The sequence below is a fragment of the Bacillus sp. FSL R7-0672 genome (genome assembly GCF_038601465.1).
GTDB lineage: Bacteria > Bacillota > Bacilli > Bacillales > Bacillaceae > Bacillus > Bacillus pumilus.
On sequence record NZ_CP152010.1, the window covers coordinates 3,420,988 to 3,445,150 of the forward strand.

A 24,163-nucleotide genomic window follows, 5' to 3' on the forward strand; every position below is an offset into this window, starting at 1 on the left:
AGGACGAAGGGTCTCTCCCCTCGTCCTCTTTTTATTCAATATCTTGGATACACCAGTTAATTTCTTCTGTCCCCATTTGCTTTAAATACGCGTTTACCTTTGAAAACGGACGACTGCCAAAAAAGCCGTTTCTTGCAGAAAAAGGACTTGGATGAGGGGACTCAATGATGAAATGCTTGTTTTGATCAATCCGTTCTTTCTTATTTTGAGCATGTCTTCCCCACAGCACAAAAACGACGGGCTGCTCACGTTCATTCAGCACATCAATCACGCGGTCTGTCACACGTTCCCAGCCCTTGCCCTTGCCTTTATGAGAATTCGCCTCGCCCTTTCTTACGGTCAGCACAGTGTTTAAGAGCAGCACACCTTGCTCTGCCCAGCTCACAAGTGAGCCGTGATTTGGAACAGGACAGCCAAGATCATCCTTTAGCTCCTGAAAAATATTTCTCAACGATGGCGGATGCTTCACGCCAGGCTGAACAGAAAAGCTTAATCCATGTGCCTGACCCGGGCCATGATAAGGGTCTTGTCCCAAAATCACCACTTTGACCTCTTCATATGACGTCAAATGAAGCGCACGATAAACGTCATCCGGTTTCGGAAAAACGGTCTGCGTGCGATATTCTTCCTTCATCCATTCACGTAATTCCTGATAATATGGCTGTTCAAATTCACTTTTCATCACAGCCCACCAGCTATCATTTAAAAATGGCTTCATTGGGGTTCTCCTCCTTGTGTCTGCTGCGTTAGTCTTGAGATCATCGGTTTTCCGTCCCACACAATCTCACTCTCTGATTCTCGTTTTTTCATCGCTGGTTCTTCTAATAAGACAGCAAAGTTCGCTGTCGGAAGGTCACCCAGCCCATGCTTTTCACTTAGATCATCTAAGTAGTTCTTCCTTGTCTCACCAAGATCACTAGACTGATTCCCTCCGCCATCAAAAAACGCATAGATCACGCTGGCAGCTGGCACTCGTTTGACCCGGGCATGCTGCGTGACACGTAAGAAAAAGTCCCAATCCCAGTAATGATGCATCGCTGGATCAAAATAGCCAATCTCATCGTGTATACAGCGTTTATACATACTGCCGGAAGGAACGTATGTAGAAAAGACACGCATATCCTCAACAGCAGCTGTATACGCAAACAGACGTCTTGACACCGGGAAGCGGGTCGCACCTTTTTCTTCAAATGACACAATTTCAGCATCAGAAAAGACAAAATCGGCGTCCTCCAGCGCCTTACTCATACGTTCGATATGACAAGGTGTAAAGTAATCATCATCGTCACTCAGCATGATCACATCGCCTGTCAGCTCCCGCACCCCCACGTTTCTAGCATTCACATGCTGGACGTTCTCATCTAAATGGATCAAGCGGATCGGAAGTTCGGGGTAGAGTTCCTGAATGATCTCGACGCGCTCTCCTGCATCATTCACAACCACAATTTCAAAAGGCTGTACGGTTTGTCTCGTAATAGATTCAAGCAGCTCACACAGTGCGCTGAGCCGGTTATGTGTCACAATTAATAAGGAAATCTTCATATTCAGCTAACTCCTTTAATAGATTCGTCTTTTTCCATTAAAACATAAAATGACGTTCTTCTCATGATATAAAAGGCGGTTTGATGTGACGGGAAAATGGGAATTTTTGATGAAAAGGAGTGATCACGATGGAATATTTCACAGTAGAAAATAGCAAAGAAGCGAAACAGACCATTGAACAAATACGTTCACCAAAGGATGATATTTTTGTTTTTGCGTACGATCCAGAACGCTCTGATACCGTCACAGAGCATACGAATGCCAAAAGCATGACAGCGGTCGATCAAGGGATTTTAGATCAAATTGCCAATGTCATCCGCACCCGGGATGACGAGCTCATGGCCAAAATGATGTCGGTTGGCGCCGATCAGGAATTAGCTTTAACACTTTTAGACGAACTGAAAAAGGGGAAATTGGTGATTTGTAAAAGGTAAGGGGAAAGGCGTTCTTCCTAAGGTGGAACGCTTTTTTATGTCGTTTCATTGTGATAAACGGAAAAGCTGATTATAATAAGGGATAGAACAGTAACTGTTACACATCACATTGGAGGTTCAGCAACTATGTCTATGAATAAAGCACTCACCATCGCAGGCTCGGATTCAAGCGGCGGTGCAGGTATCCAAGCAGATTTAAAAACGTTTCAAGAAAAAAACGTCTACGGGATGACAGCTTTAACCGTTGTCGTTGCAATGGACCCACATAACCATTGGGATCATCAGGTGTTTCCAATTGATACGGCGACGATTCGTGCGCAACTCTCTACCATTGTAGAAGGCATTGGGGTAGATGCACTGAAAACGGGTATGCTCCCAACAGTCGACGTGATCGAACTTGCAGCGGACACCATCAAAACATATGACCTAAAAAATGTCGTCATTGATCCTGTTATGGTTTGTAAGGGTGCGAACGAAGTGCTATATCCGGAGCATGCGGAAGCACTGCGCGAAAAGCTCACGCCACTGGCAACCGTCATTACGCCTAACCTTTTCGAAGCAGGTCAATTAAGCGGAATCGGTGAGATCAAAACGATCGAACAAATGGAAGAAGCAGCAAAACGCATTCACGAACTTGGTGCCAAGTATGTGGTCATCACTGGAGGCGGTAAGCTAAGCCCAGATAAAGCGATCGATTTGCTTTATGATGGACAAACCTTCGAACGACTTGAAACAGAGAAGATCGACACAGAATACACACACGGCGCAGGCTGCACATTCTCAGCAGCAGTCACAGCTGAACTAGCAAACGGCTCAGACGTGAAAAAAGCCATTTATGCAGCAAAAGAATTCATCACAGCTGCCATCAAAGGCTCTTTCCAGCTAAATGAATACATCGGACCAACAAAGCACTCTGCTCATCGTTTTGATAAGTAGAGTAGAAAAAACCGATTCGCCTTTTGGGTGAATCGGTTTTTGTTTTTAACATGTTTTTTCTAAATCGTTCAATTGATTGGTGAAACCAGAATGATCTACCTGCGGTGCTATGTTTTCTAGAAAGCGAATGAACTCACGACCAGATTCAATAAAATGACGCACAAGTTCTTTATACTCTGCAATTAAGGTTTGATTATCAAGCGATAACATCACTTCATGATCAGATCTTTTTTCTAACTGTATCTCTAATGGAACACTTGGATAATATATTTTTCCATACCCTTCTTCCACATATTTCTCAAAAATGTTTGTGTAATAATGCCACAACTCTTCAATAGAATCTGGATTTTCGAAATCCTCTATTTTCCCCTTTTCCTCATGATCGAACGTAATTGTGCCTTCAAGGTTTGTAAACCCTTGTTCCATAAAATCTTCTTTCGTAGCAACGAATGTTTTGATCTTTTCAATATCATCAATGGGTACAAACTTCTTCTTGTCCTCCAAATAAATATACGTTTCTATCTTCAATTGACGACACTTTTCATTTTTATTTCATGAAAAAAAGCATACCCGCGTATGGGTACACTCTTTTATCCATAAAGGATACCTACTTTTGCTGATCAGATTCTTTCGCCATTTTTCGAATAAAGGCTTCAATAGATTCAACAAATAAGGCATATTCTTTCATTTGTTTATACGTATCTGACAGCTTCTCTTTTAATTCTTCCTGCTCTAGAGAAGGTTCACCGAGAATAGATTGGACTTGAATGAGCAATTCTTTATATTCTTCACGTTTATCTTCAACATGATCTGCCATTGTCTCCAAGCGTTTTCTAGTCGTCGGCTGCTGTTTTGAATTCAAGTAAACAACCCCTTTTTGTCCTACCGCATTTGGATAAACGTCAGCCTCAGCTGTATATATTTTAAAATGATACCATAATTCCACCTGTTATCATATATGTAAAACGTCATCAAACCGCTTCCAGCCAACCTTGTATATACATGTTATAGGCTATAAGATACAGGTTGATTTCACTATTAAAACCAGAGCGGTATAATGGAATGGGCTAACCCCAGCTAAACATGTCCAATGTTTGGGCTGACCTGTTCAGTTGGATAGTTATATTCTTTGTCGTTTTCATTGGCGTTGAATCGGCTTATAGAACAATTCATAAAATGAAGCATCGAACTAAATAAAGACGAACAAAAAAGCCCTGCGGACAGGGCTTTTTCTTTGTTCTTTTTTCAATCAATCATTAATGGAGTTGCTTTTTATTCCAGTACGCCTTTTTGCTAACACTAGAAAACCCAATAGAAAAAGTAAACTTGTGGAGAGTCTACTTCTCCTAATGCTTATCCAAAGTATCCGTTTTCTGCGGTTTGAAAATCATTTGAGGAATTTATATGTACATTAGTTGTGATCCCCATTAATAAGGTAAGGCTCAATATCATAACTTTAAAGTGATTCATTAATTACCTGCCCCTTTCTATTCACCACAATTTAGACTTATTATCGCAGATGACGATTTATTTTCCAACATTTATGTAAAAATAAGTAATGTGTAGCATGTCATATGTTATATGAATTACTCATTTTCCCTCTTAGAGTCAGCTTGATTTTGCGGTATACCGAAAATTTACATAAATAGCGCATCTGTTCGATTTTAGAATAGTTAGACATGTTAAAATATTGTATATAATTGGTTTTATAGGAATATGAAGGGGGCGTATATATGGGTGGTTCTATCACTTATGACGAGGTTGCGATCAAACTGAATGAATGGTATTCAGCCATCAAAAAAGATCAAATAACTGATGCTGAATTTTTAAAAGCGGATGTTAAACGACTCTTTGACAGTATGGAGGAAAATCAAACTGTTTTATTATATTTTAGTCTTCTAGAATTTCGACATGACTTAATGCTAAGCTACCTCAAGCCTAAGTTATCTAGCCAAGAGTTAGATGAATATATGGTTCAGATAAATGAGCAGAAACATAAGATTGATCAATCACTTCACGAAGACAAAGATCAAATTGAAAAGATGTTAGATTTTTATTTCTGGTTTTTTAAAGGAATGCACGAATTTAGGAAAAAACAATTTGACGAGGCGATCAGTTCTTATAAAAGTGCTGAAAAAATTCTTGTGGATGTTGAAGACCCTATTGAAAAGGCTGAATTTTACTACAAGTTATCAGAAGTGTACTACCATATAGACCAGTATCAAATTTCTGTCATGTTTGCACATAAAGCATTGAGTCTATTTACAGAACAACCATTAATGCAAGAAAAAATAGCCTGGTGTTATTCAGTCATCGCTGGAAATTATCTATCTAAGCTACAATATGCTGATGCACTTACTTACTTTGAAAAATCCCATTCTTTTGCACAGCAGACGAAAAACGAATACCTTATATCCTCTACGATCTTTAACTTAGGCAAGTGTTATTTCCACTTAGAAAAATATACAGAAGCCTTGTCCCATTTTGATACTTCTTGTGAACTTTTTGAAAAGAATGAAACATCACATGTTCCAAAATCCTATTTTAACAAGTTATACACTCTCTTGAAATTAGGACAGGTTGTTCCAGCAGCCGAAACTTTTGAGAAAGGGGTCTCGGCGGCCCAACAACTGGATGACATAATTTATGAAGCAGAAATGAAATTTTTATATTGCCTTTATTTTCAATCTAAGACACCAAATGCGATCACAGAGTTAAAACATTGGCTTGATACCCTACAAAGCAAAAATCTTTACGAAGATGTGTATCAACTAGCTTTTGAAGCTGCACGATACTATAATAGAAGTGGGCAGTTGGAAATTGCTGTCGTTTTTTATGAAAGAGCTCTTGAAGCAAAGTCGTTAATTCAAGGAGGGGAATTGTTATATGTTGAAGAGTAAAATTTTTGTTCCCATCATGCTTGTAACTGTAGCATTAGCGTTACCAATTTTTCATTCTGCTGCTGTCTCACATGAAGTGGCTGACAAAGTGATTACATCGAGTGTAGGGAAAGAAGCTGGAAATAAAATATAAGATCAAAGAAAAGGTTCTGTGACTGGCTGCTTTGGTAAACAGCTTAAATCAGTGGTACGATATTGAAAAGAACCCTGGTTATTCATTAGGGTTCTTTCATCATCTCTTTCAAGGGGGAAAAACAAATGTCTTTCTGGCTACTGACAACTATCCTTACAGTTATTATACTAGGCGTTTCTTTAATCTTTAAAAAAAACCAGTCATCTTTCCAGTATGGATTTCCAGCAGTTTTAATGATGGTAAGTATCATCTTATTGCTCATAAGCTTTTTTGTGGGAGGATGGGAAGGTTTAGGGTTAGGAGCGATCAGCGTTTCTTTGTTAGTTTCATCAGTTATCACTTTAATTATTACAAGCATTTTGAGTTATTTTAGTGGTATGAAACAAAAATAAAGCTTATGTTTGTGGACATAAGCTTGTTGATTATGCTTTTTTATAGCGAATATACATGTCTCGAATAATTTTTGTAATTACAGAGGTGCACATGCATAAAAAAGTCACCACCCCTACCCAATACATATTTGACATGTCAAACCCAGTATAGGCAAATATAAAAATGGTTGAAGTTATAAATGTGATAGTTAAAACCACATGAACCTTCTTAAAGATTAAATAGCCAATAATCCCCCAAGCCAAATACAACAATGGCAATGTGAATAACACAAGCCTCATGGGTTCAAGATAATGTAAGTTGATTTACTCCACGCTCCTCGTCAGTTATTTTACAACTTCCAAGCTTGTCATTTCCCAATCTCTATCAGATTTTAGAGATATCTCTTTAGAGTCTTTGCTTTCAATATTATATTCAATAATTCTGCCAATAACTCCATCCTTATCTCTATCAAACATTCTTACCAATGCATAAATTTTGCCGTATAAAATCTTGACCTCTTCTAAACGTTCGTCATCTGATTTAAAATTAAGTGGAATTTTTTCAGAAGATATCTCTTTGAAGTCTCTGTTAAACATTTTAACTTCTCCTTCATGGGATATTATCGTAATTTGTAGATATTGAACCCCTTATCCATTACGATTTCTCTTTTCTTATCGAGAGTTTCTTTGTTGATTATAATTAACATAGAATTTTTCTTACTATCGACATCATCATTTACAGCAATCATTAATTCTTTATTGTTTAAATTATTTAATGATTCATTGTTGTCAGGATAAAAAACAGAGTCAATGTCCAGTTTCTTTCTTTTAGTCTTATGACTTTTTGGGTCTATAGAGGATAATATGATATGTTCATCATTGTTCAAAATGGCATATATTTTTTTATGGTCAAATATAGCTGTCCTCAATTCTCCGTTGAATTTGAGTTACTCTTTACTTCCGCTGTCTTCTTCCCAATAAACTAACTCTCCTGCTAATCCACCTTCTACATAGCCAACGTTTATATCATGTAGAACATAGCCATTAGAGTAGTTAATAAAAAATGCTCCCTCGTCTTCTGTAGATTTTGAAAGTGATTTTGTTTGTAGATGGTTTACCTTGCCATTATTCTTATCTATCGAGACATGATAATTAGACCTATTAGATGAGAAGTACATATTATTATCACTCTGAGTAGACGAAGTAAATCCCACGCAGTCTTTTAATGACACGCTTGATAGCTTACTCCCTATATCGTTATAGTTTACTATCTCGCATCCCCTATTCATCATCTTTGAATGAATTACAGCAAATTTACTATCTTTCATATTGCTCAATTCTCCCTTAGAAGAGTCTCCCACAGCCTCCTCTTTCTTTGAACATGCTGTACATATTAATGCTATGGCACAAGCTGATAAAAGCAACTTAAAGTATTTCATTCAATCATCTCCTTTTAATTTTAAACAAGCAAAGCAATCGGGGAAATCCCCGACTGCTTATTAACTTACTTTTTATGATAAAAGACCTTCGTGTTGTTAGAGCTAACTAATTCCATCGGTGACACAACTGAATCTTTTTTATTATTGTCAATATCATGACCTTGATTTTCCCAAGCCCTCCAAGCTAATTGAGAGCAATAGAATTTTTTTGTAGTTTTCTTGTCAAAGAAGTTCAAATTGTATGGCTTCTTTTTGTCTTAGAAAACCAAGACAATATCACCCTGTAGCATATATCCTATTAGTCTTTTTAGAATATGTCTCTTGAAAGGTTTGGGTTTAACCTTCAATTCCCCGTTCCTTTTCCAACAATGGAACGCTGTTATTGTATTTCTTTCATTGGGCATGTACAAACACTTCCTCTGCGCTTTTAAGGAAAATAGAGGTTTATTCACTGCACAAAATAAAAAGAAGCAGGCTATCCCTTCCTGCTTCTTTTTCGCTCTTCTTTAGCTTTAGTAGTAATATTTCAACAGGTTGATTTCTACCTATACAACCTCATGATTCATCTCTTTTTTCTTGTTTGACATTTCCTATTTTTAATCGACATCTTCTCTATCAATTGTGCAGGCGGCTGAAGAGCTCCCTTATTTATAGCATTGCGCTGTTTCTTGTACTTATCAACCGGAAAATTCAATTTCACATCATACTGATCATCACTTGTAGGAGACGTAGACGTTTTCTCTACTTGTTGAGCAGATCATTGACCTGCTTCTCTTTGTAAATGCCATGTTTTTAGTTTAAGCTTTGTTTCATTTCTGCCACTGATCGAGATTGATTTATTTCCCGGGGAAGGAAAGTAACGAGCAGTCAATACTTTTCGACCTCCATTTACAAAAATCTCAATTGACGATGCATCGATAAAGATGTGAAGGTCGTGTAATTCCTCTATTGCTACTTCTCGAACTTCTTTTGATCGATCTTCAAATCGATCTCGTTCTAGTGTCAGTTTGCCCTCACCTTTATCATAAATGATACGGGCTGCCGCTCGAATACAGCATTCAAACCCTTTTTGTGTATCAATCTGATCAATGAATAACTCTGCGCTCGTAATATCATCTACAGGAATCGATTGAACGGAGCGTTTGATATGGAAAATATGCTCTTGTTCGTTGGTTCTCATCGCCTGAAGCTCAGTGACTGGCTTTTGAATCAGATGTCCGTCATCATCTAAACGCAGCTCTCTCGGAATGGTGAGGCAGTGTATCCATTGATACGAAATCGTTGGGTGATGCTCTTCTCCTTGATCAGGCACTCCCATCCATCCAATTAAAATGCGTCTGCCTGATTCGTCTAGAAAGGTTTGCTGCGCATAGAAGTCAAAGCCTCGGTCCAGCTCCTCAAACGCTCCGTGCGTATATTGATAAGTATGGTCATCCAATCTCCCAACAAAATAGCCTGATTGATGTGTATTATGATATTTTAAGCCATCTGACTTTAATCCCTGTGGCGACACAATCAATACATCTCGGCCATCTAATTCAAATAGATCTGGACATTCCCACATATAGCCGAAATCCTCTAATCCATTTTTCCCACTGCCTGCAATGATGCCTTGAAACGTCCAATTGTCTAAAGTATCAGAGGTAAACAAGACAAGATTACCTTTCAGGTTCAAGCTTTGTGCACCTAGAACCATGTACCACTTGCCATTTCGCTTCCATACTTTCGGATCACGAAAATGGGCGGTGAATCCTTCTGGCAGCGTCGCCACGACACCTTTTTTATGAAAATGAATGCCATCCTCTGAAACAGCTAAACATTGATACGTCTCGCGGTTCCCTTGTTCATCGCGAACGTTGCCAGTGTACATCACATACATATGTCCATCATCAATGACTGCACTGCCAGAATAACAGCCATTTTGATCAAACCAATCACTTGGCGCAAGGGCGGCTTCCTCGTGCTGCCAATTCACTAAATCTGTCGATGTGTAATGGCCCCAAAATTTTGCGCCGTGTCCCGTTTTGAATGGCTGCCACTGATAAAAAACGTGGTAAATCCCTTTCCACTGAATCAACCCATTCGGGTCATTTAAAAGACCAACTGGCGGCATTAAATGAAAATGCTGGCGATACACATCTTTTTTTACCAAATGCTCATAGTTTCGAATACGTTCTGTTACCTTTTGACGAAGTGCTGCGTCAGTTGTTGTCATGACTGTGACCACTCCTTGATTATTTTTCGACTTCTTTTACTTTGAAGATGATGGTGAGAGTAAATGAAACAGCAACAGCGATTAACATACCAATCACATAATTTACCACATTTTGCACACCAAATGGCGCTGCAATCGCAATCATCGGAATACCCGTTAAACCATAGGCGTTGGCTGCTACCTTTGTGAAGACAACAAATGCCCCGCCTAATGCGCCTCCGATCATCGCGGCGATAAACGGCTTACGATAGCGGAGGTTGACACCGAATATAACAGGCTCGGTAATCCCTAGGAAAGCTGAGAAGGCTGCAGGAAGTGCGATTTCTTTTGTTTTCGCGCGTTTCGCTAAGAAAAAGACCGCCAAGCCTGCTCCGCCTTGCGCTACGTTGGACATCGCCCAAATTGGCAGCAAATAGTTACGCCCAATATCATTCAGCAATCCTGCTTCAATCGCATGGAAGCTATGATGGACCCCTGTGAGCACAATGAGAGAGTAGGCTCCTCCGAAAATGAGCCCTGCTAAGAACCCTGCGTGATCATAAATAAATGTCAGTGCATTCGAAATTCCTGTACCGAGCATTCTTCCAAGCGGTCCAACAGCAATAAACGTCACAAATCCAGTCACAATTACCGTCACAAATGGGGTCACAAGTAAATCAATACTGTTCGGAACCACTTTTCTTAAATTTTTTTCAACAATACACATGATGTACACAGTCAATAATACTGGAATGACTGTTCCTTGGTAACCAAGCAGAGCAATATCAAAATTGAATAAATGCATATACTCTGGTTTCGCATCCGTCAGTCCCCACGGGTTGAGCAGGTTCGGGTGAATCATAATCCCCCCAATAACGGCTCCTAAATACGGATTTCCACCAAACTCTTTCGCTGCACTGACACCAATTAAAATGGGCAAAATGATAAAGGCTGCACTTGAGAACATATCAAGCATTTGAAAAATCGCGGAGCTTGGGTCAGCCCATTTGAAGGCTTTCATCATACCTAAAAGCCCCATTAATAAACCGCTTGCAACAATGGCTGGAATGATCGGTACAAAAATATTTGATAACGTCTTTGCAAAACGTGCAAGTGGATTCATTTTTTGTTTCACTGCTTCATCATGGCTGACAGGTTTTTCTTTCTCGTCGTCTGTCTCAAGGCCGGTCTCACGAGCAAATGGTTCATATACTTTGTTGACCGCTCCCGTTCCAAAAATGATTTGGAATTGCCCCGAGCTTGAGAAAGCCCCTTTTACCCCTTCAAGTTCCTCAATGGCATCTTTGTCAATTAGTTCCTCATCTTTCATCACCAATCTGAGTCTTGTTGCACAATGCGTGGCACTGATGACATTTTCTTTGCCGCCTAATAGTTCTGTTAATTCTTTGGCTGTTTTTTGATAATCCATGTTGTCTCCTCCTTTTTTAAAGCAAAAAAGACCTAAAATTCACTAACGATAAAAGGACATACACGTCCCCTCGTTACGCAAATTTTAGGTCTTGCCTGCCTGACAGTCACAATCCCACGATATCAAGTTTTGATTACGCTTTCATCATAGTATAAGAGTGTGACCTGCGTCAACCTCTTTTTTTCGAATCTATTGACCCATATACACTATTTAGAGTAGTGTGCATAAAAAAAAGCCTGCATGCAGGCACAAACACTAAACCAATTCGGCATCCTGCAGACGCTGGACATGCAGCGTGATGTAGCCGATCTCCGATTCAGGGAGATGAAGTTCATATTCATTTTTCAACAAATCAGCGAGTCCACGTGCACACCGGTAAGCCAAATCATACTTTGTTTGGATAAAACTCAGCATGTCATCGTCCATGATTTGAAATGCCTCATTTGAATCCAACCTGCCTAATGCATACCTCAAATGTGTCACAAGCCGCTGATAGGAAATACTATTCTCATCAATTGAATGCTGAAAGTAGCTTTCTATATGCTCGATCATTTCTTTGATCATCGTTGTATATTTCACGGTCTTTTTCATAGACTCCGTATTCATTTTGGCCGTATGAATATGGAGTGCCACATACCCTGCCTCATCGTCCGGCAGTTCAACCCCGAGCCGCTCCTTTACATAACGAATGGCATACTTTCCAATATCATATTCCTGCTTATATAAGACTTTGATCTCACCAAGCAATTTATTATATAGCACAATGCCCTTTTGAATACGCTCAATGGCAAAGGATAAATGGTCAGTCAGTGATATATGGATATGATCACTAAGCGGCATCATCAGTTCACCCTCCGCATAACTGATGATATGCTCTGCCACCTCAATATGCGCTTCGGGCAATGTCGCAAGAATTTGTTTGAATTTCTCATTTTCTTCACGCACAACAAAGATTTTCTCTATTTTTTGAACGGGAACGACGTCATTTTTCCCCTTCTGAAAAGCAATTCCGGGACCCATCACAATTTTCTCCTGATCACCCTCCTTTACAATCACTGCATTGTTATTCAATATCTTATATATCTTCAAGGGGTATCCTCTCCCACCAGATAACGTTTCTTATGTGGGATTTTACCCTGTTTCATCTCTCATGTAAAGGTAAGAGCGGACCAGCACGCGCCTCTCTCGTCGTCTTCTCATCAAGCATCATCAGACTTTGCTTAAACGGTTTCTCTGACCTGCGCTTCTTGTTCTTTTCTTCTGCCAGCTTCTCTAGCTCTCTCTCTTTCACCACTTGAAAGAAACGTTCATCCACCGCGGCCGCCTGAAAACGTTGCTGCTTCATCATCACACCAGGATTCACAAGCACATTCATCATGAAACCAAACCATACACTCAACCAGTTTTTGAATTTCCTCACTGAACATCCCTCCGCTTTTCTTAGAATCTAGCAGTTCTAGCAAAACAACTGCTCCTATCATATCCCGAGAAAAAAGAGAGATTTGTCACAATCTGGGTGAAAAAACAAACTAGTTTTCAGAAGTTTTGTTGAAAAGTGCAGAAGTTCATCATGTAAGTGGATGTTTGAATAAAAATTTTATACACACTATATCCAAAAGATAAGCACACCTTATCAACAGGGTTTATCCACATATCAACACCCCATTACTAGATTTTGTGTATGAGATTTTTTTATTTTCCATATATGTATCTAAACAATTGAGTTATCAACAGGAGTTTGTGCATAAGTGAGACTTTATAAACAAAATAGTTCTTTGTGACTATGTAAAATAAGACCATTTTAGTAAAGGAATTGTTTTCAACGTATTGAATACTTAATAACGGGCAGTGAATCTTTCCTATTTATCCACAAAAAGAAAGGCTATCTCCCTAAAAACACAGCTAGAAAGGGGAAAATTAATGAAAAAGGTCATCTCTCGTTCTTCTGTTCTATTGTTCTCCACTATTTTTATTTTATCCACATTCTTTACAGGTCAACAGGCTAGTGCCGCTCCATCGAACAAACAGGTGGAACTGGAAAAAGCAGAAATCTTCGGTGAAATCAATGTCAAATCTAGAAAACACACCACTGTCATTGTTGAATTAAAGGAAAAATCCTTAGTTGAAGCCAAACAAGAAGGCAAAGCACAAACGAAGGCCTCCCTCAAAAAATCTCGAACAAAAGTAAAAAATGAAGCACTCAAAGAAATTGATAAAGCGAGTGTTCGTCAAGAATATGAAAAAGTCTTCTCTGGTTTCTCTATGAAACTTCCTGCAAACGAAATTCCGAAGCTGCTCGCAGTGGACGGAGTAAAAGCCGTTTATCCGGATGTTACATATCAAACAGATGAAGTGAAAAAGGAAAGCATTCAGCTTCCAAATGAAGATGTCTCCCCTCTTATGGATAAAAGCGCTCCATTTATCGGTGCACCAAAAGCTTGGGATGCCGGCTACTCTGGAAAAGGGGTAAAAGTCGCTGTCATTGATACTGGAGTAGACTATACCCACCCTGATTTAAAAGGAAACTTCGGTTTATACAAAGGCTATGATTTTGTTGATAACGATTATTCTCCGCAAGAGACTCCTAAAGGAGACCCTAGAGGCGAATCAACAGACCATGGTACACACGTCGCAGGGACAATTGCTGCCAATGGACAAATTAAAGGTGTCGCAAAAGATGCCACGCTTCTTGCCTACCGTGTACTTGGACCAGGCGGGTCTGGGACAACTGAGAACGTCCTTGCAGGCATCGACCGGGCTGTTACTGATGGAGCAGATGTCATGAACCTCTCTCTCGGAAACAGTGTGAATAACCCTGATTATGCCACAAGCATCGCACTCGATTGGGCCATGTCTGAAGGCGTTGTCGCTGTCACATCGAATGGAAACAGTGGTCCGAACAGCTGGACAGTCGGATCTCCCGGCACGTCAAGAGATGCCATTTCTGTCGGAGCAACTCAGCTTCCGTACAGCCTTTACAATGTAAAATTCCCGAACTATTCTACTGCAAAAGTGATGGGCTACTACCAAGAGAGTGATTTAAAAGCACTTGACCAAAAACAAATCACACTCGTCCATGCAGGTATCGGTGACGAAAAAGCATTTGAAGACATCGACGTTAAAGGAAAGGTTGCCGTGATCGAACGAGGAGCCATTGCCTTTGTTGATAAAGTCGACAATGCAAAAGCTGCTGGTGCAATCGGCGTTGTGATGTATAACAACACCGATGGAGAAATTCCAGTCGATGTACCGGGACTTGCTCTTCCAACGATTAAGCTTTCAAAAGCTGAAGGAGCGGCCCTTGTCAAAGCCATTGAGGCTGGAAACAATACAACAACTTTCTCCATTCAATTTGTCAAAGAACTTAGTGAGCAAGTCGCTGACTTCTCCTCTCGCGGACCAGTTGTGGATACGTGGATGATTAAGCCTGATTTATCAGCGCCAGGCGTCAGCATTGTGAGTACAATCCCAACGCATGATCCTTCTCAGCCTTACGGATATGGCTCAAAGCAAGGGACAAGCATGGCTTCACCGCATGTGGCTGGGGTTGCAGCGATCATTAAGCAAGCAAAACCATCGTACTCAACAGAACAAATCAAAGCATTGCTGATGAATACAGCAGAAAAACTATTTGACGCAAACGGCAGCCCATTCCCTCACAACACACAAGGGACAGGCAGTGTTCGCATCATCGAATCACTCCAAGCGTCATCTATCGTTTCTGATGCGAGTTATTCTTACGGCACTTTCTTGAAAGAAAAAGGCGTTCAAATCAAAACGAAGAAATTCAAGGTAGAAAACCTTTCAAAAGCACCGAAAACGTATACCATTGATTACAAATTCGATGGCAGCGGCATCAGCACAAACGGAACGAAAAAAATCACTGTCAAAGGGAATTCCACTGGGTCCTTTACTTCCGCGGTACAAGTGAACTACGGTAAAACGAAAAAAGGAACGTACCAAGGCAGCATTACCCTTCGCGAAAATGGCAGAAAGGTCACAGAGATTCCGACTTTATTGATTGTTAAAGAGCCTGATTATCCTCGTGTCACTTCGGTTTCTGTAGAGCCGGATAACCGTGCTGGAAGCTATGTCATTAGCAGCTATCTTCCTGGCGGAGCTGAAAACCTTGCATTCCTCGTCTACTCGACAGATGGAGAATATTTAGGTGAAGCAGGTGTTTATCAACATGTTGATAAAGGAGAACACCGCGTAAAATGGAATGGCACGATCAATCAAGGTCAAAAGCTCGAACCTGGTGAGTATACAATGCTTGCGTATGCCAGTTTGAAAGGGAAATCCGACACTGTTCAAACGAAGGAACCTTTCGAAATTCACCCTGAATAAACGTGAATCACAAGAAAAGCCTTGCATGAGCGGATATGCTCATCAAGGCTTTTCGATCATATATGGAGGAAAGAGAGACTGATGTTGATATTGCTATGGATCGTTTCTTTTTTTACTGCTTTTTTTCTAACGATCACCTTGGTGTATTTTCTCACCCTTTTCCACGCGAAACATCCTCGTCCTTTTCATCAAGCATGCGAGCTAACGGTCTATGTGTCCTTCATTTACCCGCTTAGTTTGCTGGTGACAGCCGCGTTTATTTTCATCATGATGCTCCTCTTCCCTCTCTACTGGCTGCGTGGACGGTAAACAGACATACATACGTTATGCATCAAAGGCTTCTTTTAATAAACGATACGATGTGAGCCGGTCTTGCATGCGGTGAGTGATGGTCACGGCGATCACTTCATTTGTACGATAAGCCTTCGTTAGTGCCGTCAACTGCTTTTTCACAGAAGATGGCGTCCCAACCACCATCCTTTGACGATTGGCAGCCACTCGTTTTTGTTCATATGGACTATAGGAATAAGCCTGTGCCTTTTCATATGAAGGAAAGCCCCCAAGGTTTTGCCCCTGTTCATTGGCGAGTAAGGATAAATCTAAGCTGACTGCCAGTTTTTCTGCCTGTTCCTCTGTTTCAGCACATAAAACGAAGACCGCCAGACTGACGCGCGGCTCATCACCGAATGCTGAAGGTTCAAACCGGTTGATATATTGCTCTACAGAATCTTCTCCGCCTTCGCCATTGATAAATAGAGCAAACGTATAGCCTGCACCTGCTTTCGCCGCAAGTCTTGCACTTCCTCCAGAGGAACCAAGCATCCATACCTCTGGTGCAGTCTCTACCTTCGGAGAAGCGGTTAAATGGGGCAGCGGGTAAAATTCATCCGCTAGGTCGTGTAAATAGACCTTCAACTCTTCTACCTGCTCAGGATATTGATCACCTAGACGTTTTCGTTCACCATGATGAAGAGCTATGGAGGAAATGGGCATACCACCAGGAGCACGTCCAATTCCAAGATCGATTCTGCCAGGAGCGAGTGCTTCAAGAACCCTGAAGTTCTCTGCTACTTTATAGGCGCTGTAGTGGGGCAGCATCACACCGCCTGAGCCAATACGTATATGTGACGTAACGGCTGATAAATGACCGAGAAGCACCTCTGGACTTGATCCTGCAAGCCGGTTTGAAAAGTGATGCTCTGATACCCAAAAACGGTGATAGCCCCAATTCTCTGCCTGCTTTGCCAATTCAACCGTTTGCATCAAGGCTTCAGCAGGTGTTGCATCTCCAATTAAAGGAGATTGATCCAGTATACTTAATTTCATCTTACTGCACCTCTTACAGAAATCCCCCTCTCTCCATTGAAAGGGGGATGTCTTATTTATTTTCGATTAAAGCCCTTCTCTTTCACAAATTCTCCAAGGAAGGCACGCTTTGGCTGACTAAAGCCGCGAAGCATCTGCTTAGACCAAGTATCTGTTCTCTCTCCGTTTGTTCGTTCTTCATAATAAGATGAAATACGGTCATCGTATTCTTTTATATAACGATCCACATGTGCTTCATCTTGCTGATATGAATTTTCATGATAAATGAGTTCAACTGGCAGTCGTTCCTTTTGTGACGATTGACTCGCTGGATGTCCGACAACCAGACCAAATAATGGCAGCACATATGATGGCGTTTCAAGCAAATTAGAGACTTCTCTCAGTTGATTGCGCAGGCCGCCAATATAGCAGATCCCAAGTCCCATTGATTCTGCAGCTATACTCATATTTTGCGCAGCGAGCGCCGTATCAATGACGCTAATGAGAAAGGCTTCCGTATTCTCAAGCGCCTCCTGATGATTCTTCCCTGCTTTTTTTGCAATATCATCATGGCGTTTCAAGTCTGCACAGAAGACAAAGAAATGCCCATTCTTCTCAACGTATGGCTGATTCCCAGCCAGTTCAGCAAGCTTGGCCTTCTTCTCTTGATCTGTCACACCAATAATACTGTACGCCTGTACATAGCTTGATGTCGAAGCAGCCTGTGCACTTTTAATGAGTGTCAGCACCTCTTCTTCGGACAAACGCTCGTCTGTAAACGAACGGATGGACCGATGATTTAATATCGTTTCTATCGTTTTGTTCAATTCGAAGACCTCCTTCACTTCTACTATCATAAGACAAAAACATATGGCTTTTCAAAAATTAAAATTCGAATAAAAAAAGACAGTCTATGCTTAGACTGCCCTTACCCGTTTTATTTAAATAAATAACTTTGGTATTTCGTTAATTGAACACTTGCATTATAAGCAATCCCGAATCCAATGAGAACAGATAAAACAGAGCTTCCTCCGAAGCTGATAAATAGGAGCGGAATCCCTGTTACAGGCATTACGCCTATGTTCATTCCAATGTTCTGGAACGTATGGATCACAATAAGTGCTGTATATCCTACACAAAAGAATGACGCAAATCGGCTATAAGGATGGATACGATCAATCAGCACGACAAGCCGGTAGATCAAGAAGAAGAACATGATCACAACAAACGCACAGCCAATAAAACCAAAGGCTTCTCCTATAATGGAGAAAATCATATCTGTTTGTGCTTCTGGGACATAGACCTTTAAGTTTTTAACCCCATTCCCAAAAATCTGTCCAGCACCAATAGCCATAATGGCCTGGTCTACTTGGTATTTATCAGACCCAGACGCATCCTGAGTCTGCGCTTGGTTGGCTGACGTAGAACTATCAGGCAGCCAAGCGGTAATCCGGTTAATCTGATACTGCTGAATGCCGATTGTTTTTGCAACATCAGGGAAAAGTATGATCACGGCTAACACAGCGGCAACTAAAAGCACAACCACAGAACCGATGAGAGAAATCAGCTTCCAATTGACCCCTGATAAAAACACCATCACAACGACAATAAACATACAGACAGCTGCCGTACCTGCATCCTGTAAGAAAATCAGTCCAACTGGAACAGCTGCTACACCGGCAATTTTTAATAATAGAATAATATCATCTTCTAATGTCCTTTTTCCCCTAGGTGTAGACTTTCCAATGACAGACGCGAGCATCATAATCAAACCAATTTTCATGAACTCTGAAGGCTGAAGTGTTCCAACCCCTGGAATTATAAACCAACTTTTGGCTCCGTTTTTTATAGGGGCAAAGTCTTTACCCCCTATCTGAGCGGGGCTCAATTTTAAAATAATTAGAAGAAGTATCCCACCTAGAAAGATGTATATACTCAACTTTTCAAGCTGTTCAAGGTCTAAATAATTAATGGCTACAATGCAAATTGCTCCAATGAGATAATAAATGATTTGCCTTGTCCATGCACCACTACCATATTGTTCAAACTGACCCGCAGCATATATAGAAATGACACTGATGGCAAAGAAGGCTAAAAATATAAAAATTAAATCCCCTTGATAGTACGGAGATGTATTCTGCTTGTTCATGAACTAACCACCCTTATTACAAAACATAAAAGCCCTTATTTATATTAGATTGAATTTTTCACAAAAGCAACTCACCTTAAATATGACGGAAGATACATCCGAAAGGTTCCAACCATTTTTCAAAAAATGAAATACTTTTCATCCTAACAATAGGAAAAAATCCCTCTATACTCTTACCATTCAACCGATCATGAGTCCTTTAAAAAGATTATTTTACAGATATTAAGGGGAAAATTCAATGACCTATGTGGCGATATGACAAGCAATTATTAAGCCAGCATAAGCTGTACGGAGTGAAAAGGAAAAAGCCACTTTCTACGGAATAAGGCCCATTTTCCAATTATTGAGTTTACTTCAAAGTCAATTGTGGTATAATACTTGTAACAAAATGTTCACAATATCTCCTAAAAACAGACACAATTGCATCCTGACCTCTCATTTGAATTGAACATCAACTTACAAAGGAGTTGGATACGATGGATATGTTCTTTGCGTACCTATGTATTGCAACGGCTACACCCCTGTTTTTATGGCTTGAAAACAGAAAAATTGCACTAGCTTCTATTCCACCCATTATGATTATGTGGATTTTCTTCGGTCTTTACATGACAAGCAGTTTATCTCCAGCAGGACATACCTTCATGATCGCATTCTTTGCCATTAATGTCATTTTGGCACACATTGCAGCGTTCCTCATTTATGGACTTCCATTCATTCGCAAAAGATTCAGCAGCACCAGATAAATAACACAACATCATGATAAAAACCACTCACCTTTGAGAGATGAGTGGTTTTTTATTATTTCTCTGAATGCTCAGATTGCTTTGGTGCAGAAGGTGAATAACCGTCTTTGCTGTTCTCTCCGTGGCTGTAGTGAGCCGCAAAGATCCAAACAGATCCGATAACGAAGATAATCGCACAAAACAGACCAAACAATGTATTTCCGACTTGAACAGTTCCGTTCTCGCTTTCTGTCATGTGCATAAACATGAATAGCTGTAAGAACGCTTGAATGAAGGCAAAACCAAAGATAATCCATAGTTTTGCAGAACTGCCAATTTCAGCTCCAATGGCAATCCAGAATGCTAAGATGGTTAGCACGATGGATAGGATGAAGCCAACTACGTGTTTCCAAGGGAAGTGTTCGTGCTCTGCTGAGGAATGTGTTTTTCCAGCCATATCACAAAAGCCCCCCTAATCCGATCAAGTAAACAGCTGTGAAGATGAAAATCCATACAACATCAAGGAAATGCCAGTATAGACTTGAGATAAAAATCTTCGATGCTGTTTGTGGAGTTAATCCACGTTTTTTAATTTGGAACAAGACCCCGGTAATCCAGAAGATACCGATGGATACGTGTAATCCGTGAGTTCCTAAGAGTACAAAGAATGCAGACCAATACGCACTTGTATGAATGCTCGCACCCTCATGTACATAATGGAAGAACTCGTAAATCTCAAACCCAACGAAGCCTGCACCTAGAAGCAGTGTGAGGATCGTCCAAATGACAACCCCTTTTGTACTTCCACGGCGCATTTCATGAACGGCAATCCCGCATGTAAATGAACTAACCAATAGCAGGAATGTCATGATCAATACAAGCTTCATATCAAACAGCTCAGCTGGTAAAACGCCGCCAGCTGTTCTGCCATGAAGAACAAAGTAGGTCGCAAAAAGTGTTGAGAATAACACGATTTCCGCGCCAAGGAATATCCAGAAACCAAGGATGTTTAAACGTCCCGTTTCAGACTGATATTCAAGCGGTGCATTTGCATAGCTGCTATCATTATGTCCCATTACTTCTGCGCCTCCTTATTCTTTTTCTCTGTTTCAATCACTTCTTCAACAGGAATATAGTAGCCATCGTCATATTCAAATGAGCGTAAAATCATTGTTGCGAATACACCGATTAAACCAATAACGCCAATCCAGTACCATTCAAATACAAGGCCGAATGCACCAAGTCCGAAGAATGCAGACATGATAAGTGGTCTGCCTGAATTGTGCGGCATGTGAATTTTCTTGAATTCTTTTTCAGGATGAACGTCTACATTGTTTTGCTTCCAATGATGGAATGCATCTGGTGTTGTCACTTCTGGAAGTGCTGCAAAGTTATAATGCGGCGGAATTGCAGAAGATGTCGCCCAGTCAAGAGTACGTCCCTCTCCCCAGCTGTCGCCAGACACTTCACGTTTCGCGTGTCTCCAGCTGTAGTAAATGTTGTAGCACAGGATGATGAATCCGACACCCATCATAAATGCACCAATTGTTGAAATAAAGTTTAGTGCAGTCCAGCCATCTTCTGGTCCATACGTATAAATACGTCTTGGCATTCCTTGCAGTCCTAAGAAGTACTGCGGGAAGAAACAGATGTTAAATCCGATCATGAATACCCAGAAGAACCATTTGCCGATTCTTTCGTTTAACTTGTAACCAAACATTTTTGGATACCAGAAAACAAGACCAGCAAAACATGCAAATACAGTACCTGCGATTAATACATAGTGGAAGTGGGATACAAGGAAGTACGTGTTATGGTACTGGTAATCCGCAGCTGCCATCGCAAGCATAACCCCAGTGACACCACCGATAACGAAGTTCGGGATGAAACCAAGTGCCCAAAGCATTGGTGAAGTAAAGCTGATACGGCCTCGATACATCGTAAAGAGCCAGTTAAAGATTTTCACACCTGTTGGTACAGAAATTGCCATTGTTGTAATCGAGAAGAATGAGTTAACCGCTGCACTGTTCCCCATTGTAAAGAAGTGGTGAACCCACACAAGGAAACTAAGAACAGAGATTGCCACAATCGATACAACCATCGCTTTGTAACCAAACAACTGTTTTCTTGAGAACGTCGCAAAGATTTCTGAGAAAATACCGAAAGCCGGCAGGATCACGATATATACCTCAGGATGTCCCCAAATCCAGAAAAGGTTCGCCCAAAGCATTGGCATACCGCCTGCTTCGAGTGTAAAGAATGCAGAACCGAATAAACGATCAAATGTCATAAGTGCTAAAGCAACTGTTAGTACAGGGAATGCGAATACGATGATGACAGACGTGATCAACGTTGTCCATGTAAACATTGGCATACGCATAAGCGTCATACCTTTTGTACGCATTTTTAAAATGGTCACCATGAAGTTAATACCAGTCATAAGTGTACCAATACCTGCAATTTGGAGCCCGAGCAAGTAATAGTTCTGTCCAGGTCCTGGTGAGAAATCATTTCCGGCGAGCGGCATGTAACTCGTCCAGCCTGCACTTGGTGATCCTCCAATGACGAAGGAAATGTTGAACAGCATCGCTCCGACCATAAATGTCCAGAAGCTCAGGTTGTTCAAATAAGGGAATGCAACGTCACGTGCACCAATTTGAAGAGGTACAACGACGTTGATTAAACCAATTAAAAATGGCATCGCCATGAATAGAATCATGATCGTACCATGCGTTGTGAAAATTTCATTATAGTGGTTGGAATCTAAAAACGTATTATTAGGAAGCGCCAGCTGTGCGCGCATCATCAGTCCGTCTACCCCACCGCGGAAGAACATAATCACAGCAGCAAGGATATACATGATCCCAAGCTTTTTATGATCAACTGATGTTAGCCATTCTTTCCAGAGCCATTTCCACTTTTTAAAGTAGGTTAAAACAAACACGATAGCAATGGAAGTAAGAGCGATAGATATTTGCGCACCAAGAATTAATGGGTCTCCAGTTACAAAAAACTCATCCCATTTCAAATGCATAACGGCCTCCTCCTTTCCTTAGTCAGTTTATTCATTATCTAGTTTTCTTTTATAGTTCTTCACATTCTCGAAAGGATCTGTTTTGGAATGCGGAGAAACTGATTTGTAACCTAAACGTTTGCGTGCTTGGAGTGCGTATTCAGAATCCTCTCCATGCTTCGCAAAGGATAAATGTGTTGATGAGAATGTCTGCACATCTGCAGCATCAGGAAGCATCAAGTAGTCATACGTTTTCTTCGTTAACTTTGGTGCTTCTTTTTTCGTTTTGCTTACCCATTTATCATAGTCAGACTGCGTCATCGCATTGACTTTGAATTTTTGCTGAGCAAAGCCCTCGCCTGTGAAGTTGGCGTTTCTTCCTTCATATGTGCCAACTTGATCAGCTTGAAGATATTGTTCCATCTCCATTCCAGCCATCGCATACTTCTCCCCGCCTAGCTGAGGAATCCATAGTGATGCCATTGTATCAGCAGAAGTGATTTTGAATAAAACCGGCTGATCTTTTGGAATGTTTAAGTAGTTCACTGTCTCAATATTTTCCTCTGGATAGCTAAAGATCCATTTCCAATCAACAGCTGTAGCATAAACGACAAGAGGATCTTTATGGCTTGTTGCTTGAGGTGCCTCTTCCAAAGAGTAAATTGTTTTTACAGTTGGAACTGAAAGGGCAGCAACGATTAATATTGGGATCACTGTCCAGACAACTTCTAGAAGCGTGTTCCCGTGTATTTCTGGGTTATAAGAGGCGTTTCCAACGTCCTTACGCTCGCGGTATTTAACCAAAATGATGGTAAACAGTACAAATACCGCACCAACGATAAAGAGCATGAATCCGATGGATAAAAGGATTAAGTCTTTTTGTTGTGCTGCGACAGGTCCTTTAGGATCTAAAACAGCGATATTGCTGCAACCTCCTAATACAAAAACACTCACGAGCATCGCTAATAAAAGCATAGGTTTAATGGCTCTGAACAAGAAGATCACCATCCTTCCTTAGATAATGTATAAATTGCTGAATAATTGTGAAAAGCCATCTGCCTTCGAAAACTTTTCTTCCCTTTGTAATGCTATCAAAATCTGTTACAGTTAGCTTCCCTTTTTTCAAAAGTTCATTTATTTTTCAACAGATTTCTATTAAAATGTCATAAATTCGACATAAATTTATATTATTGCACACACAATAAATTTCTAGGATTTTGAAAAGTTGAGAGTTGAAGGCAAAGGACAA

25 protein-coding genes and 1 pseudogene are annotated in these 24,163 nt (G+C 40.6%); 7 read left to right on the forward strand and 19 right to left on the reverse strand.

Features of this window, described 5'->3' with window-relative positions; all coding sequences use genetic code 11:
- Nucleotides 1–31: 31 nt before the first annotated feature.
- Both MKY18_RS17450 and MKY18_RS17455 read right to left on the reverse strand, forming a co-directional pair.
- A complete protein-coding gene (locus MKY18_RS17450; protein WP_342497607.1) occupies nucleotides 32–718 on the reverse strand; it encodes a uracil-DNA glycosylase in 687 nt (228 codons plus the stop codon).
- Nucleotides 715–1,542, reverse strand: a complete 828-nt coding sequence (locus MKY18_RS17455) for a glycosyltransferase family 2 protein (protein ID WP_113767846.1) — start codon at nucleotides 1,540–1,542, stop codon at nucleotides 715–717. Before MKY18_RS17455 ends, MKY18_RS17450 begins: the two co-directional genes overlap by 4 nt.
- Before the next feature lie 128 nt (nucleotides 1,543–1,670).
- On the opposite strand from MKY18_RS17455, the gene MKY18_RS17460 reads away from it, so the two are divergent.
- Together MKY18_RS17460 and MKY18_RS17465 are read left to right on the forward strand one after the other, a co-directional pair.
- Nucleotides 1,671–1,976, forward strand: a complete 306-nt coding sequence (locus MKY18_RS17460; protein ID WP_065097796.1) for a general stress protein — start codon at nucleotides 1,671–1,673, stop codon at nucleotides 1,974–1,976.
- A 126-nt stretch (nucleotides 1,977–2,102) separates the two neighbouring features.
- Nucleotides 2,103–2,912, forward strand: a complete 810-nt coding sequence (locus MKY18_RS17465; RefSeq protein ID WP_113767847.1) for a bifunctional hydroxymethylpyrimidine kinase/phosphomethylpyrimidine kinase — start codon at nucleotides 2,103–2,105, stop codon at nucleotides 2,910–2,912.
- 45 nt (nucleotides 2,913–2,957) lie between these two features.
- On the opposite strand, the gene MKY18_RS17470 is transcribed toward MKY18_RS17465, so the two are convergent.
- Together MKY18_RS17470 and MKY18_RS17475 are read right to left on the reverse strand one after the other, a co-directional pair.
- The gene (locus tag MKY18_RS17470) at nucleotides 2,958–3,440 is read right to left on the reverse strand and encodes a hypothetical protein (RefSeq protein ID WP_113767848.1); all 483 of its coding nucleotides are present in this window, start codon (nucleotides 3,438–3,440) and stop codon (nucleotides 2,958–2,960) included.
- Between the two features lie 79 nt (nucleotides 3,441–3,519).
- Entirely contained in the window at nucleotides 3,520–3,774 is a 255-nt protein-coding gene (locus MKY18_RS17475) for a hypothetical protein (RefSeq protein ID WP_008359596.1), read from the reverse strand.
- 871 nt (nucleotides 3,775–4,645) lie between these two features.
- On the opposite strand from MKY18_RS17475, the gene MKY18_RS17480 reads away from it, so the two are divergent.
- The 3 genes from MKY18_RS17480 (at nucleotide 4,646) to MKY18_RS17490 (ending at nucleotide 6,337) form a co-directional block, all read left to right on the forward strand.
- Nucleotides 4,646–5,812 carry a Rap family tetratricopeptide repeat protein gene (locus MKY18_RS17480; protein WP_342497608.1) on the forward strand — a complete coding sequence of 389 codons (1,167 nt, stop codon included), beginning with the start codon at nucleotides 4,646–4,648 and terminating at the stop codon, nucleotides 5,810–5,812.
- Complete coding sequence (locus MKY18_RS17485) at nucleotides 5,799–5,945, forward strand: hypothetical protein (protein ID WP_155758700.1); 147 nt, start codon at nucleotides 5,799–5,801, stop codon at nucleotides 5,943–5,945. The genes MKY18_RS17480 and MKY18_RS17485 overlap by 14 nt, the downstream gene beginning before the upstream one ends.
- 125 nt (nucleotides 5,946–6,070) lie before the next feature.
- Nucleotides 6,071–6,337 (forward strand): YesK family protein, encoded by a 267-nt coding sequence (locus tag MKY18_RS17490; RefSeq protein WP_044140235.1) that lies wholly within the window; start codon nucleotides 6,071–6,073, stop codon nucleotides 6,335–6,337.
- A 30-nt stretch (nucleotides 6,338–6,367) separates the two neighbouring features.
- Here the strand turns inward: MKY18_RS17490 and MKY18_RS17495 are convergent, their stop codons facing one another.
- The 8 genes and pseudogenes from MKY18_RS17495 to MKY18_RS17530 all read right to left on the reverse strand — a co-directional run bounded on the left by MKY18_RS17495 (nucleotide 6,368) and on the right by MKY18_RS17530 (nucleotide 12,798).
- A complete protein-coding gene (locus MKY18_RS17495; RefSeq protein WP_185847308.1) occupies nucleotides 6,368–6,616 on the reverse strand; it encodes a DUF2651 family protein in 249 nt (82 codons plus the stop codon).
- A 45-nt stretch (nucleotides 6,617–6,661) separates the two neighbouring features.
- Complete coding sequence (locus MKY18_RS17500; protein WP_231129509.1) at nucleotides 6,662–6,913, reverse strand: hypothetical protein; 252 nt, start codon at nucleotides 6,911–6,913, stop codon at nucleotides 6,662–6,664.
- Nucleotides 6,914–7,263: 350 nt separating this feature from the next.
- Nucleotides 7,264–7,755, reverse strand: a complete 492-nt coding sequence (locus tag MKY18_RS17505; RefSeq protein WP_340962092.1) for a hypothetical protein — start codon at nucleotides 7,753–7,755, stop codon at nucleotides 7,264–7,266.
- Nucleotides 7,756–7,820: 65 nt separating this feature from the next.
- Nucleotides 7,821–8,012 (reverse strand): annotated as a pseudogene (locus tag MKY18_RS17510) (septation ring formation regulator EzrA); the annotation flags it as partial.
- Nucleotides 8,013–8,512: 500 nt separating this feature from the next.
- Nucleotides 8,513–9,970 (reverse strand): sucrose-6-phosphate hydrolase, encoded by a 1,458-nt coding sequence (locus MKY18_RS17515; protein ID WP_342497609.1) that lies wholly within the window; start codon nucleotides 9,968–9,970, stop codon nucleotides 8,513–8,515.
- A 19-nt stretch (nucleotides 9,971–9,989) separates the two neighbouring features.
- Nucleotides 9,990–11,378 (reverse strand): sucrose-specific PTS transporter subunit IIBC, encoded by a 1,389-nt coding sequence (locus MKY18_RS17520; protein ID WP_044140238.1) that lies wholly within the window; start codon nucleotides 11,376–11,378, stop codon nucleotides 9,990–9,992.
- 255 nt (nucleotides 11,379–11,633) lie between these two features.
- A complete protein-coding gene (locus tag MKY18_RS17525; RefSeq protein ID WP_044140239.1) occupies nucleotides 11,634–12,467 on the reverse strand; it encodes a PRD domain-containing protein in 834 nt (277 codons plus the stop codon).
- 52 nt (nucleotides 12,468–12,519) lie between these two features.
- A complete protein-coding gene (locus MKY18_RS17530) occupies nucleotides 12,520–12,798 on the reverse strand; it encodes a hypothetical protein (protein WP_044140240.1) in 279 nt (92 codons plus the stop codon).
- Between the two features lie 500 nt (nucleotides 12,799–13,298).
- On the opposite strand from MKY18_RS17530, the gene MKY18_RS17535 reads away from it, so the two are divergent.
- Nucleotides 13,299–15,725 carry a S8 family serine peptidase gene (locus MKY18_RS17535; protein ID WP_342497610.1) on the forward strand — a complete coding sequence of 809 codons (2,427 nt, stop codon included), beginning with the start codon at nucleotides 13,299–13,301 and terminating at the stop codon, nucleotides 15,723–15,725.
- Nucleotides 15,726–16,049: 324 nt separating this feature from the next.
- Here MKY18_RS17535 and MKY18_RS17540 read toward each other — a convergent pair whose 3' ends face one another.
- The 3 genes from MKY18_RS17540 to MKY18_RS17550 form a co-directional block, all read right to left on the reverse strand.
- Nucleotides 16,050–17,051 carry an LLM class flavin-dependent oxidoreductase gene (locus MKY18_RS17540; RefSeq protein ID WP_106066026.1) on the reverse strand — a complete coding sequence of 334 codons (1,002 nt, stop codon included), beginning with the start codon at nucleotides 17,049–17,051 and terminating at the stop codon, nucleotides 16,050–16,052.
- Between the two features lie 56 nt (nucleotides 17,052–17,107).
- Nucleotides 17,108–17,857, reverse strand: coding sequence for an oxygen-insensitive NADPH nitroreductase (nfsA, locus tag MKY18_RS17545; protein ID WP_065097787.1), 750 nt, complete (start codon nucleotides 17,855–17,857; stop codon nucleotides 17,108–17,110).
- A 110-nt stretch (nucleotides 17,858–17,967) separates the two neighbouring features.
- Nucleotides 17,968–19,179 (reverse strand): FtsW/RodA/SpoVE family cell cycle protein, encoded by a 1,212-nt coding sequence (locus MKY18_RS17550; protein ID WP_185108040.1) that lies wholly within the window; start codon nucleotides 19,177–19,179, stop codon nucleotides 17,968–17,970.
- A gap of 476 nt (nucleotides 19,180–19,655) precedes the next feature.
- Here MKY18_RS17550 and MKY18_RS17555 point away from each other — a divergent pair, with 476 nt between their 5' ends.
- Nucleotides 19,656–19,922 (forward strand): spore morphogenesis/germination protein YwcE, encoded by a 267-nt coding sequence (locus MKY18_RS17555; protein WP_003215279.1) that lies wholly within the window; start codon nucleotides 19,656–19,658, stop codon nucleotides 19,920–19,922.
- A gap of 55 nt (nucleotides 19,923–19,977) precedes the next feature.
- Here MKY18_RS17555 and qoxD read toward each other — a convergent pair whose 3' ends face one another.
- From qoxD to qoxA, 4 genes are read right to left on the reverse strand one after another with little or no spacing between them, the layout of a single operon-like run.
- Entirely contained in the window at nucleotides 19,978–20,358 is a 381-nt protein-coding gene (qoxD, locus tag MKY18_RS17560; RefSeq protein ID WP_007497818.1) for a cytochrome aa3 quinol oxidase subunit IV, read from the reverse strand.
- A gap of 1 nt (nucleotide 20,359) precedes the next feature.
- Nucleotides 20,360–20,977, reverse strand: coding sequence for a cytochrome aa3 quinol oxidase subunit III (gene qoxC / locus MKY18_RS17565; protein WP_034321973.1), 618 nt, complete (start codon nucleotides 20,975–20,977; stop codon nucleotides 20,360–20,362).
- Nucleotides 20,977–22,935 carry a cytochrome aa3 quinol oxidase subunit I gene (gene qoxB, locus MKY18_RS17570; protein WP_003215069.1) on the reverse strand — a complete coding sequence of 653 codons (1,959 nt, stop codon included), beginning with the start codon at nucleotides 22,933–22,935 and terminating at the stop codon, nucleotides 20,977–20,979. The genes qoxC and qoxB overlap by 1 nt, the downstream gene beginning before the upstream one ends.
- 27 nt (nucleotides 22,936–22,962) lie before the next feature.
- Nucleotides 22,963–23,919 (reverse strand): cytochrome aa3 quinol oxidase subunit II, encoded by a 957-nt coding sequence (qoxA, locus tag MKY18_RS17575; protein WP_106066372.1) that lies wholly within the window; start codon nucleotides 23,917–23,919, stop codon nucleotides 22,963–22,965.
- Nucleotides 23,920–24,163 lie beyond the last annotated feature (244 nt).